Annotated in this window: 10 protein-coding genes; 1 reads left to right on the forward strand and 9 read right to left on the reverse strand. The window is 41.7% G+C overall.

Going from position 1 to position 12,925, the window contains the following annotated elements; genetic code table 11:
• Positions 1-288 precede the first annotated feature (288 nt).
• Positions 289-1,602 carry a putative O-glycosylation ligase, exosortase A system-associated gene (locus tag L4C35_RS13270; protein WP_428463317.1) on the forward strand — a complete coding sequence of 438 codons (1,314 nt, stop codon included), beginning with the start codon at positions 289-291 and terminating at the stop codon, positions 1,600-1,602.
• Here the strand turns inward: L4C35_RS13270 and L4C35_RS13275 are convergent.
• The 9 genes from L4C35_RS13275 to L4C35_RS13315 are packed head-to-tail and all read right to left on the reverse strand — an operon-like array spanning position 1,599 to position 12,742.
• On the reverse strand, positions 1,599-2,444 hold the full coding sequence (locus L4C35_RS13275) for a glycosyltransferase family 2 protein (RefSeq protein WP_428463318.1): 846 nt from the start codon (positions 2,442-2,444) through the stop codon (positions 1,599-1,601). The two genes, L4C35_RS13270 and L4C35_RS13275, sit on opposite strands and share 4 nt — an antisense overlap.
• On the reverse strand, positions 2,444-3,619 hold the full coding sequence (locus L4C35_RS13280; protein WP_428463319.1) for a glycosyltransferase family 4 protein: 1,176 nt from the start codon (positions 3,617-3,619) through the stop codon (positions 2,444-2,446). Before L4C35_RS13280 ends, L4C35_RS13275 begins: the two co-directional genes overlap by 1 nt.
• Positions 3,620-3,645: 26 nt before the next feature.
• Complete coding sequence (locus L4C35_RS13285; RefSeq protein WP_428463320.1) at positions 3,646-4,827, reverse strand: glycosyltransferase family 4 protein; 1,182 nt, start codon at positions 4,825-4,827, stop codon at positions 3,646-3,648.
• 14 nt (positions 4,828-4,841) lie between these two features.
• Positions 4,842-6,737, reverse strand: a complete 1,896-nt coding sequence (locus L4C35_RS13290) for an XrtA/PEP-CTERM system amidotransferase (protein WP_428463321.1) — start codon at positions 6,735-6,737, stop codon at positions 4,842-4,844.
• Between the two features lie 36 nt (positions 6,738-6,773).
• Positions 6,774-8,183 carry an exosortase A gene (gene xrtA / locus L4C35_RS13295; RefSeq protein WP_428463322.1) on the reverse strand — a complete coding sequence of 470 codons (1,410 nt, stop codon included), beginning with the start codon at positions 8,181-8,183 and terminating at the stop codon, positions 6,774-6,776.
• Positions 8,176-9,390, reverse strand: coding sequence for a TIGR03087 family PEP-CTERM/XrtA system glycosyltransferase (locus tag L4C35_RS13300; protein ID WP_428463323.1), 1,215 nt, complete (start codon positions 9,388-9,390; stop codon positions 8,176-8,178). The genes xrtA and L4C35_RS13300 overlap by 8 nt, the downstream gene beginning before the upstream one ends.
• Positions 9,391-9,395: 5 nt before the next feature.
• Complete coding sequence (locus L4C35_RS13305; RefSeq protein WP_428463324.1) at positions 9,396-10,439, reverse strand: FemAB family XrtA/PEP-CTERM system-associated protein; 1,044 nt, start codon at positions 10,437-10,439, stop codon at positions 9,396-9,398.
• The gene (locus L4C35_RS13310) at positions 10,372-11,304 is read right to left on the reverse strand and encodes an XrtA system polysaccharide deacetylase (RefSeq protein ID WP_428463325.1); all 933 of its coding nucleotides are present in this window, start codon (positions 11,302-11,304) and stop codon (positions 10,372-10,374) included. Before L4C35_RS13310 ends, L4C35_RS13305 begins: the two co-directional genes overlap by 68 nt.
• A gap of 37 nt (positions 11,305-11,341) precedes the next feature.
• Positions 11,342-12,742: a TIGR03013 family XrtA/PEP-CTERM system glycosyltransferase gene (locus L4C35_RS13315; protein ID WP_428463326.1), complete on the reverse strand. Its 1,401-nt coding sequence runs from the start codon at positions 12,740-12,742 to the stop codon at positions 11,342-11,344.
• Positions 12,743-12,925 lie beyond the last annotated feature (183 nt).

A 12,925-nucleotide genomic window follows, 5' to 3' on the forward strand; every position in this document is an offset into this window, starting at 1 on the left:
AATTAGTGTAATTGGGCAGACTATACGTTTGTATTTGTTATGGATAAAACTTGGTTTACCACGCATAGTCATCCTATATTTAGGATGGATGCAGAGTATGTTTTGTGCAAGTTTGTCTCGTAACTAAAGCAAATAAGTACAATATAAATATGCAACAAGATAGTGATACTTGAGGTGTCACGCTCTTCAAGGATGAAGTATGGAATCATTACTTTTTTTGTTTTGTCTTATGCTATTAGTTTATTTGTGCTGGCAATTTACAAAGAAAACAAAAAGTAAGGGCGATTAATGCGTGATATTGTATTTGTTGTCGCGTTCTTATTTATGCTTGTATTTGCTATCAGGCGACCATTTATAGCCTTGTCGCTATGGCTTTGGTCTGGCTTATTTGTCCCTACGCATTGGCTAGGTGGTTTTGCTGCGTCATTTAGTTACAATACAGCTTTTGCTCTGCTGACGATGCTAGGGTATTGCTTTCTAAGAAATAAACCGGATTTTAAAATAACCGGTTTGTTTGTCTGCGTACTTATTTTTTGCTTCCACACATTGCTAACCACACAGTTTACTCTCGCTTATTTTGAGTTGGTTTGGCTTGAATGGATCAAGTTTTTTAAAATTATACTGACCTTTATTTTTGTCTGCTTGCTTGTAAGAAAAAAAGCACACTTTGATATGGTTATCTGGGCGATAGTATTGTCTATTGGTTTTTATGGTTGTGTTGAAGGGCTTAAATTTATTGCATCTTTAGGTGGCCATAAAATAGCAGGGCCTAATCGTCATTTATTGAGTGATAATAATCACCTAGCTGTTGCACTTTGCATGACAATTCCTTTAGCTATTTATTTGTTCTTTCAAGAAAAAAACAAAATATTAAAATACGTGCTTTGCGGTATCACAGCGCTTTGTGTGCTTTCTGTATTAGGTACCCATTCTCGTGGTGGTCTATTAGGATTGATCATTATTGGTGGGTATTTCTGGATGCGAAGTGGCAATAAAGTTGTCTCCTTGATAGCCATATGCTTAATATTGTCTGTTGCTCTGTTTTATTTGCCCGAGAGCTGGTTTGATCGAATGAATACCATAGAACAGGCAGATCAAGATGGTTCATTCATGCATAGGGTAACATCGTGGAAAATTCACACGTTAATGGCGATGGATCACCCTGTATTCGGTGGTGGCTTTAAAGCGGCTCAACATGCTCATTTGTGGCAATTAATAGCGCTAAATATTGATTCCTTGAGTTTTATTCCTTCACCAGAGCCTGGTGAAAAAGGCTTAGCGGCACATAGTATTTATTTCCAAGTGATTGGGGATCATGGCTGGCTAGGGTTTATGATATTTGCTTTGGTATTGCTGCTGACATATCTTCAGCTATCAAGTATTGAACGGTATTACTCGCAAGATAGAGAAAAGCATTGGCAATATGATCTTGCTAAGTTATTGAAAGTCTCATTTCTTGCTTTTTGTGCCGCTGGAGCTGCGCTTTCGTTAGCCTATTTAGAGTTATTCTGGGCTTTAGTTGCTGTAACTAATAGTCTTTATTTGCACTTAGAGTCAACGAAGCGTAGGAGCGCATCAGCGCTGAATTTAGCTAACATTTAGTGAGTTAGTTGATATTTGGCGATAATATCAAAAAGCATATTCGAACTGTTCCAGCGAATTGCAGGTAAATGTTGTCTCGGTAAGGAAGATGCGTCTTTAGGCATAACTTGAAGCCCATGCTTTTTGAGCCTAGGCACTATACAAGTTTGTTGCATATAGCGAATGGAGTATCGGGTGCGGCGTCTAAGGTATAGCTTTATATCCGCGAAAGAAAACACATTTAAGGGATCATACTTGAAAATGGCATCTTGACAGACTCCTATACGTTCTTCTGGATGATCGCTATTTTGTTCTAAGTTAGTCGCTGATAGGTAACCAAGCATGCTGTCGTCACCAATAAGGTGTATTGGTAGCTTTAGGTCGCATTTGATTATTTTTGCTATAAAATCTTTCGATAATAAATATAAAGCACCTGTAAATTGGTGTTTTTCTACGAGCTCTTTTCTCCAGCTTTTTGCACTTCTTCCATTGTCTGATGGAAAACTTGAAATGCTATTATATATAGGGTTATTTAAATGAAAGTTAATTAGGTTGCTAATAGCATCTTTCTCGAATTCTAAATCACCATCTGCAAATATTGGGATTGCACCTTTGTCATAATATTCGTAGGTGAATACATTCCATGCATTGGATTTATCACCGAAAAGTAATTCAACGATGTGAATATTATGATTATTGTTGGCGATTTTTTTTGCTACTTCGACGGTGTTATCTTTACAGCCATTCGCCATGATGTAGATATCTGCTTCATAGCTGCCTAGACTCGTAATTATACTATGAATGGATTTCTCTAGTTGATGCTCTAAGTTATAGGCAAAAACACAAATTTGGATTTTAGGCATTATTTCACCTCTACTGATGGACAAGGCTGAGATGAAGCCGACAATTCACTATTGATTAGAAAACTAATTTTGGTGGCATTTAAGATCCATTCTAATTCTTTGTTGTTTATCGTTTGTATTGCGTTTTGTTTCAACTTATTTCGTAGTGGTTTGTCATCAATGAGCTGTTCTATTTTTTTTAATAAATTTTGCATGTCGTTGGGTTCAAACAGAAGGCCGTTGACCTCATGGGTGATAAGTTCACGAATATTCGGTGTATTAGGCGCAACAATGGCCTTTGCCGTGGCAAGATACTCGATCAATTTTAATGGTGAACACCAAGGCGTGACGGCGGGTTGAATGGCGATATCTATTTGTTCTAACCAGTAGGGCATATCTTCTCTGCTAACTAACCCTGTAATGTGAATGCGATTAATCATCCCCATGGCTTTAGCTTGGTCTTTGAGTGCTTCAAGCACAGGTCCATCACCCACAATCAGGAACATCACATTGTCTGCTTGATGATGCGCTAGCATGGTGAGCACTTGATCTAATTGGTGCCACTCTCTGCAGAAACCGACAAAACCGACCACGAGTTTATTTTCAAAACGGGTATGACGTTTATTGTTAAGCGCAGGCGAGAAGATTCGTTTATCAATACCGTTATGAATGACGGTGATTTTTTGGTTGGTAACACCTGCGTCTCTAACATAGCCCGCAAGGACTTCGGTCACAGGTAGAATGCGGTCGGCATTTCGCCAAGTATAATACTCAGACCATTTCGCCAGCATATCAAACGCTACGCCACCATAGTTCATGCGTTCTTGGTAAAGCGGGGAATTTACTTCAAGAATAAGTGGGAGCTTAAACAGCTGTTTGGCCCAAATACCCGACGGTAAATAGAGGTTATAGCGTTCATAAATGGCATCGGGTTGATGTTTTTTGATGGCTTGGCAGAGTTTAATGAAATCATAGAAACAATAGCCAAACTCCAGCAGTTCACTGATAAACTTTGGTAACTTATGGCGTAGACGAGACACCCAGCCTCCATCACTTCCAAAATCACTTTGTTCGGCAATGTTTGGGGCAACCATTATAACGGTATGCCCTTGTTCGCGAAGTGCCGATACAATGGCATCAATGTGGACGTATTGGCCATCTTTGGATGCAATGCGGTGGTGGTAGAGTATCTTCATCCGTGAGTAACCTTTTCACTAATTCACTAATTCACTAATTCACTGAACACTTGGTACTGTTTATCTGAGGTACTTTGCCAATCAAATTGTTCTGCGTATTGGCGGGTATCGAGCCGTGTGAATGTTTTCTGGTTAAGTTGCTGTATGGCTTTCGCTATTTGTTGAGGCTCTCTTTCCACTAAGAGTCCGGCATGCGCATGTTGAACAACTTCAGGCGAGCCCCAGATTTTGGTTGCAACAACAGGTGTCCCACACGCCATGGCTTCTAATAATACGTTGGCCCAGCCTTCGCGACTGGATGCTAGAACTAACATATCGGCAGCGCCGTAATATTTACACAGTACAGCTTGAGGCTGCTGACCAAGAAAGCGCACGCGATCTTCCAATCCTAGTGACTCAACCAATTGTTTAAGGCTTTTGTCTTCAGGGCCATTTCCTGCAATCAATAAAAGTGTATTCGGTACATCATTGATAGCACGGATTACGTGATGATGCCCTTTACGTTCAATCAGCCAGCCAACAGAAATGACAATAGTTTTATCAAGGGGGAGATCTAATTCTTCACGAAGCTGCTGTTGTTTCGTTTCATCGCTAAAGTCAAACAATTCTAAATCTACGCCATTACGCAAGGTACTGACTTGGTCTGGTTTTGCGCCGAGTGTGAGCATCTCTTGCCGTAGTGCTTCACAGACAGCCATGTTGTGATTACTTTCTTGTAGCACTTGTTGAATTTGGCGTTTCGGCTTTTTAAATTGAGGGATCAGGTTAATATCGGTTCCGCGAGCGGTAACAGTAAACGGAAGCTTGAAGTGTTTAGCAACTTGGTTAATCGCTACGCCATCAGGGTAGAAGTAATGGCCGTCAATCGCATCAAATGTTAGCCCTTGATCGAGTAATTGCTGTATTTGGTTTTCAATACAATAGGCGAGGGTTGCTGGTGTGAGTGTCATGCCTATTTTGGGTATAACAAGATAACGAGGGTGGTAGACATCAAACCCATTGCGCTGCTCATAAAGTGGTGTATTAGCATAGAGACTATATTGACCAAAATAAGCGGACTTGAATGGAAACCAAGGTACAGGGGCGATAACGGTAACATTGACGTCTGGGTAGTGCTTTTTTAAATGTGTTAAACGTGTTTCGACAAATACACCATGCTTAGGATCTTGGCTATTTGGAAACAGGGTTGAGATCGTTAATATATTCATATCGCGACTGCCTCCTATTGCTTCATCATGAATTGAGAAAACATAAGTAGACACCACAAGGATGCGCCATGATCACGGTAGCCATCGCTGTGTTCTTGCAGCATCTGCTTTAGTTGACTGACATTAAAGTAGCCACTGTCTAGCATATTGGTTGATAACACTGAATTGTGTAATGTCTGTTTGAGTGAGGTGCGAAACCATTGGCTAATGGGCATGGAGAACCCCATTTTAGGGCGATACAAAATATCCTGATTGACGTAGGGTTCTAAGGCCTTCTTGAAGGCATACTTTCCTTGTACCCCTTTTCCTTGCACATTGCGGATGTTGTCATGGCTGTTGACGGAATAAGCCCATTCAATAAATTCGTGATCAAGCAGGGGAGCACGCACTTCTAACGAGTTAGCCATGCTCGCTCGGTCAACTTTGGTAAGAATATCGCCAACGAGCCAGGTTTTTATATCTAAGTATTGGATCAGCTTGAGCGGATCGTCGGTCGGGGCCTTGTTGACATGATGGGTGAGCTGATCAATACCGTTATAGCCGTTCAATTGTTGGCGGTATTGAGGGCTAAATAACTGCTCACGTTCATCGACACGCAGCTTTGAGATTGAGCTAGCATAGGCTTCAACTTGATTCAGTGCGAGTGATTGAAAGGTCGTTTTTGCACGTAAAGGCCGCGGTGCCCAGTCTGCTTTTGGGTATAATCGACCTAATGAGCCAAATATTGGCTTTCGGAAACGAGAGGGGATCATCTGGCGGACTTTTTGTTCCGCTAAGTGCATCTTATGTCGGCGGTATCCGCCAAATATTTCGTCACCGCCATCTCCTGATAGCGCGACTTTAACTGATTTTCTTGCTAGCTGACAGACTCGGTAAGTGGGTAAAGCGGAACTGTCGGCGTATGGTTCATCATAAATATCATTTAACTGCTTTATCAGGCTTATATCATCAGCATCGACAATGTGCGAAGTATGGTTGGTGTTATATTGCAGGGCAATCTGTTGCGCGTACTCACTCTCGTCATATTCGGCTTCGTTGAAACCTATTGCACAGGTATTTACGGGGTTATTTTGCAACCGTGCCATCATGGACACGATGGCGCTAGAATCGACACCGCCAGAGAGAAACGCCCCTAAAGGAACATCAGCAATTAAGCGTATCTTGACGGCTTCTTCTAGCTGTTCAATCAGAGTGTTTTGAGTTTGTTCCCAGCTGATGCAGCTTTCAGGGGCAGAGAGATCCCAATAAGGCGTTGTCCTTAGTTGTTCGCCAGGTGTTAACAGCATGGTATGCCCCGCTTCCAGTTTGTAGATATGTTGATACGCGGTGTTTGGATCAGGAATGTAGCCATACATGAAGAAGTCTTCTGTCATTTCAGGACGAAGTGCGAGACTCACATCGGGATGTTCCAGTAATACTTTAAGCTCAGAGGCAAAAACAAGTTGGCCCTGCGGTGTTTGGCTGTAAAAAAGTGGCTTCTTGCCCAGTCGATCACGGGCGATGAATAATTGGCGGCGGTTGGTATCCCAAATGGCGAAGGTAAACATGCCGCGGAAACGAGTGACCGCACTTTCTCCCCATTCTTCCCAAGCGTGGACGATGACTTCGGTATCACTGTAAGTGCTGAATATATGCCCAGCCTGTTTGAGCTCGGCAACCAAAGACTGAAAGTTATAGATTTCGCCATTGAACACAACCGCTATACTGCCATCTTCATTAAAGAGTGGCTGGTGGCCTCCAGATAAGTCGATGATGGATAGACGGCGATGAGCGAGGCCTATGTAGCTGTCAAAATAATACCCTTCATCATCTGGGCCACGGTGACTTTGACGACGATTAATGGTTTTAAGCAGTTCTGGCTGTAATGGGGCTGATTGATAAAGATTAAAAATCCCCGCAATTCCACACATAGATAATCCTTTTATGGTGAACGTCCATCATCGTGGCTATTGCCATTGTTTTGCTAGTTCTCTTATTGTGCTTTCATTTAAGGTTGTACTGGCTATTGCTAATACTTCTGCGGTTGCGTTTTGTCCTGTAATTAAATGAGTCGCTTGCGCTAGTTTGATATCTATAGGCTTACTTGAACAAAAATCATCAATACAATACCAATAAATGATCTTCATTTTCTTGCCTGCGTTATTCGCTACAGTCACTTCAGTTGCGTCAAGTTCCGGGGTTAAATGAACAACTTTCGATGTGACTTTTTTCCAATTGTCTTTGCTAAATAACTGATTGCTATTATGGATGACTTCACCTTCATCTTGGCGCAGGCTAAATATCGCATTGAAGTATTCAATAGTGCCATCTTGGCTTTGTCCTAATGCATGCTGCTGAGCATGCTGAAATTGAATTCCCCATTCAGACTGGGCAACGGGAGCGACATTTTTCGGCATCTCTTTTGTTGAAGCCGTGACGGCCTCTGTTGACGTAAATGACTGTTCCCATAACCCTAAGCTTAGTAAAACCATGGTTAGGCTACCGATAACTTTCAGGCTTTTATTTGTTTTTTCTTCAGATACAGAATGAAGTGAAAAATCTGATTCCTTTGCTGGTGGATCTGCAAAAATATTGGCGGTGAAGAAAATGACCAAGATAACAAAGCTAAAAAATACCCAGCCATAAACGAGGTGATCTGCCCCAGTTGCGTGCTCCATATCTGTGAGGTAGCCGATAGTAATAATGCCAAAGGCCCTCAGCCCGTTCGCAATAATGGGGAAGATAAAGGAAAAGCCAGTGAACAGGAGACGCTTCCACCAATGGTTAAATTGTAAATAAGCAAAAAGTGTACCGAGCGCAATACTCGAAATAAGGAAGCGGATCCCTGAACACGCTTCTGCAACATGGAATTGACCATTAGGGATGGTGAGGTAAAGTCCTTCTCGGTATACCGGTATGTTGAACAGGTTCAAAAAGAAAACGGAGAGATCAGCTGTGATTATTTGTAAGCTTGGGACGAGTTCCTCTCCAAAAGGTGCGGCAAAAATAAGAAACAGAATAGGGAACCACAGTAGCTTTGCCATTGGGGTGCCAATGACAGCCCAAAGGATGAGTTGCAAGCTAATCACGCTTGCAACATGTTCGAATAAAGAGATGTCAGCGGCTCGACCTAATAGCCATAGCATGGCAGGTAAAATCAGTAAGGCGAGAGGGATCCAGCTTGATGTGTACGGCAGTTTGCGAATCTCTTGTCTTTTTTGCCATACAAGCCAAAGGGAAATAGGCACAATCAAAAAACAGTGCTCATAGGTTTTCGATTGCATCCATACACCGACCATGGTTTGTAAAGAGCTCGAAAAAACCAGTCCCCATGCCGCCAAAGGTAGCATTAACCGCAATAGAATAGAGTTATTCATGGCTCGCTCCTAAGTAACTGAGTAGCGGAGTGAGCTTGGCGTCCCAGCTAAAATTAGCCTCTAGCCATTGGCGAGATTCAGTAGCAACAAGTGCTGGATGCGCCAATTTTTCGATGATCCAAGTTGCAATATCTTCAGGGGAGTCTTCAACTGAAAGGTATTGGGTGGGGTAGTTTTCTAGCCCTTCCATCCCAATTGACGATGACAGTACAGGCTTTGCCATTGCCATCGCTTCTAATATTTTATTTTGGATGCCACGTGCCATACGCATTGGCGCAATGGCTGCTTTTGCATGTTGCATATAAGGGCGAATGTCTTCTACCCGTCCTGTTACGACAACACCGGGTTGTTGTGCGAGGCTTAACACCGCTTTGGGCGGGGTTGAACCAACAATATAAAAATAACTATCGGGATGGCTTATAAGCACCTGAGGCCACACATTGTTAACAAACCACAGCACGGCATCAATATTGGGGCGATAATCCATTGCACCCGTGAAAACGATGTAGTTTTGTTCTTCTAATACATAAGGTTCTGACAGTTTTGAAGGTTGATCTGGTGAAAAGTAAAAGCAGTCGATGCCGTTTTCAAGGATTTGAATTTTTGATTTTGTTGGTGTACTCACCATTGTCTTAAATTGATCGGCTTCAGTTTCGGAAATAAAACAGCTGATATCGAAGTTGTCAGCGACACTTTTTTCAAAATTTTCTAATCTTGTATGTTCACGCTGATAAACATAGCGCATGATCCCTTTAGTTTGATGGGCATATTGGCGCCATTTATCAGAGTCTATATCAGCAAAGTCAATCACCTTGTGTATCGGTTTTGGTGGCGCTAATAAGTACTGTGCCATGCAGCCTGAATAGACGAATGCCTTTTCTATACCATGGGTTGTAATTACCTTATTAACCCAGCGCTGCATTTTTTGATGCGAATAGTAAGGTACGGTAATAGGGTCTCCCGTTAAGAAAGCCCGTAAGCCTTTGACTTTAGCAACAGACGGATTTAACGGGATAAAGAGGGTGTCTGCACAGAGTGCTTGTACGTCAGAGACATAGCGCTGATCAAACTGATCATCAATAAAGCAGCCAAGATACACATCGAAATGGCGACTTAAAAATTTAAGCACATTACAGGTTGTAATTTTATCGCCTTTGTTAGGTGGAAAAGGAATGCGGTGGCATAGGTATAATAGTGGCTCTTTCATACTGTTCACCCTAAATATTTCGATAGCATTGGGCCTAATTGACGACTAATGCCGAGAGGCAGTTTTTGCCATGCTTGGATGAAAAAACGATACTTTGGATTGTTCGGTGATAAGTTGGGCAATGATTGTGCTTTTACTAAAGCAATTCGGTAATGCAGTGGTTGTTCATTCATCCCCCAGTGACGTTTATATTTGTAAGCGCCAGAATCTATTTTACTACGACCAAAATCAAAGGCTTGCGCGCCCTTTTGCTTGGCTGTACACATGAGTTGGTAATACATGAAGTCATTACTTTTGAGCTGCCGTGCGTCTGCCGTGCCTCCGCCATAATAGGGGAGCACTTGGTCTTTATAGTAAAAACTTAAAACGCTTGATACCGGTGTATTCTCACCGTCTCTGATCACCAGCGTTTCACAGCGCTCGCCAAAGGTTTGCTTTAATTCACTAAAGAGTTTTTGGTGAAACACTGGCGTGCCAAGATTCCTAACCGACTCGGCATACACTTGGTAGCATAGATCGGGATTATTACTGATATCTGCTTGTAAGCTGTTGTTATTGGATTGGCGGATAACCGCTCTTTGCTTGCGTTTGACTGTCGAGAGAATTGCGTCAGGATCAGCTGCTAGCTGGCATGAAAATGTGGCATGGTGGCAATGCGATTGCCATGGTTCATCACACTCTTTTTCTTCTTTATCCCTTAACTCTACGTAATCTACATTCAATGAACAGCCTAATTCGTAAGCGGCTTTTTCAAGTGCTTTTCTAATGGTATCGTTATCGGCAATTGCCCCGCCATACACACAGAAAGGGGTAGAAATAAGAGCATGACCAAAGAGTAGGCTCTTTTGCTCGAAAAGCGGTAAGACACCAACAAGCTGTTCATTATCTTCTGCTAATAAATAATGGTGACGATGACCAAAAACTTTACTTATAACCCGCTGCCACCCTGTTAAGTGGAAAAAGCTTCCGTCGTTATGATTATCAACGTAGCTGTCCCAGGCTGAAAAGTCGTTGTTTGCTATCTTCCTGATCGCTAGGTTTTTCATCATTAACTAATCCGTGTAGTTGATAAGCGTTGTACATAGTATCCCATTGAAAATCGTTGAGCAGACGGTGAATACGTGCCTCCATTCGATGTATGTTTAAGTAGTGACGAACACGAGACTTCACTGAAATACCGTGCATTTGAGGCTGCTTGGGATCAATTTCCCATGGATGAAAGTAGAAGCTAAAAGGCTGTTGAGTTTGTTGCCTAAAACGTTCAATGAAATAGCGACTCAAGGCATAAGGATAGAGTCTGAAGTAGCCACCGCCGCCAATAGGAATATTACGGTTAAGTATATCGAGGGTAGGAATTGGGATTTCGATTATGCCTTCTGGTCTTAGGTATTTAAATCGAGGCCATTCAGGGGTGCCATAAATATCGTGTTTAACCGGGTAAGTGCTACTGGTGTAGCGAAAACCAGCATTGTGGAGCTCTTCAAACGCCCAGGTATTTTTTTGACCAATAGAAAAGCTCGGGGCGCGATAGCCATTTATACGCACGCCAGATTGGTCTTCTAACAAGTGTTTACTTCGTACTATGTCTTGCCTGAAAGTTTCTAGTGTTTGTTTGTTTGCGTGTTGGTGCGCAAAGCCATGGCTTGCCAATTCATGCCCCCTGGCAACAATGGCCCGTGCCAAATTAGGACATGCTTCTGCTACCCAGCCTAAAACGAAAAATGTAGCTCGAACATTATGTTCGTCGAGCATATTTAAAATATGATGAGTATTGTTTTCGACACGTAGCGGGTACTTGTTTCCCCAATCGGCACGCTTTACAACGGACGAAAATGCTTCAACATGGAAATAATCTTCCACATCAATAGTTAATGCATTAGTTGGTACTTGATAGCCATTGTTCGGTTCTTTCATGGAAAACCCTCTAGAATAAGCGCTGGAACATCAAGAACTAGTGTCCTTTGCCAAATAGCACTATTTCAGAAGTGCGCACAAGTATGAGTAAATCAAGGAAAAAGCTACGATGTTTGATGTAGTAAAGGTCAAATTTGAGTTTTTCTATCGCATCTTCTTTACCACATCCATAGGGGTATTTTAGCTGTGCCCACCCCGTAAGACCGGGTTTTACATTATGGCGGTGGTTGTAATAGGGTATCGACTCTTCAAATTGCTCAGAGAATTGAGGGCGCTCAGGGCGAGGGCCAACAAAGCACATATCACCTCGAAAAACGTTAAACAATTGAGGTAGTTCATCTATTCGATATTTACGCAGGTAGCGCCCCACCTTGGTTACTCTAGGGTCAGATTTTTGTGCCCATTTAATACCATATTTCTCGGCGTCTAAAGACATACTCCGGAACTTATATATTGTGAACGGTTTACCTTTTAAACCAATTCGCTGTTGCGAATATAAAGTTGGTGATGAAATACCGTCTTCGAACTTGATAAATAAAAAGGCAAGTAAAATAAGAGGCCAACAAAAGAGTAAGATTAAAATAGCTACAGAACTATTAAATAGCCAATTCAATGTCTTAGCTATAAAAGAAGCAGGCTTTTTATCATTATATATCACCCAAGATGGATAAATATGTGTAACTGCAATTTGGCCTGTTTCTCTTTCAATAAAATCAATAATATCTGTGATTAAAACACCTTCAATTTTACAGTTGAAAAGACTGTCGACGGGGAGGTTACCTCTACGTTCATCCGCAGCGATGACAATCTCTTCAATCTTGTGTTTGTTAACGAATTCATTCAGCGGGCCGTCTAGCTCAAACTTTGTACCCTTTGGCGTTTGTAAGTCACTGTCACCATCGATTTTTACATAGCCATGTATGTCAACATGGACGCGATCAGATTTACGACGCATGCATTTTTCAATCAAACTTGCCCGTTCACCAGCGCCTATCACCAATACTCTTATTTGACCTATTTTTTCATAATTACTTGATATGGCAATAAAGCGAGAGGTTATTAAGCCAATGAAAGTTAAGAAGAAGATAAGTTCTCGACTAAAGCCAGGCAAAGACGGTAACGGTAGAATGAAATAGATGCCGCTTGCTAAAACATAAGCAAGGAAAAGGGCGACAATAAGGCGAATAGCAATACCATTGAACGTTTCGCGAAGCTTTTCGTTATATAAGCCAACAGCAAGCATGGCTACTTGTAAAGGGAGAGTGTATAGCATCAAGTGAATGAAGAAAGTAACGTCACCATAATGAGGAAGTGATAGTGTTGAAAAGTAGTCGATTCCAACTAAACCGAAAGTGAAAATAGAGAATAGCACCAATATATCAGCAAAGATAAGCGTAGCATTACTTAAGTTTAAGTCGTGAAATCGTGAGTGCGACATAGATATCCTTACCTATAAAACGTTACTTTAAAATCCAAATAATGAACCATATATAATGTTTACTCATCATCTCCTACCTAATTGATTATTGACGACTATAAAAAATCTGCAAAATAAAAAAATCATATATAGTTAAATAAGTTCAATGGAAAAATGACACCTTCTCAACCATAGTAATAAGTA

This window comes from Photobacterium kagoshimensis, assembly GCF_050337045.1.
Classification (GTDB): domain Bacteria; phylum Pseudomonadota; class Gammaproteobacteria; order Enterobacterales; family Vibrionaceae; genus Photobacterium; species Photobacterium kagoshimensis.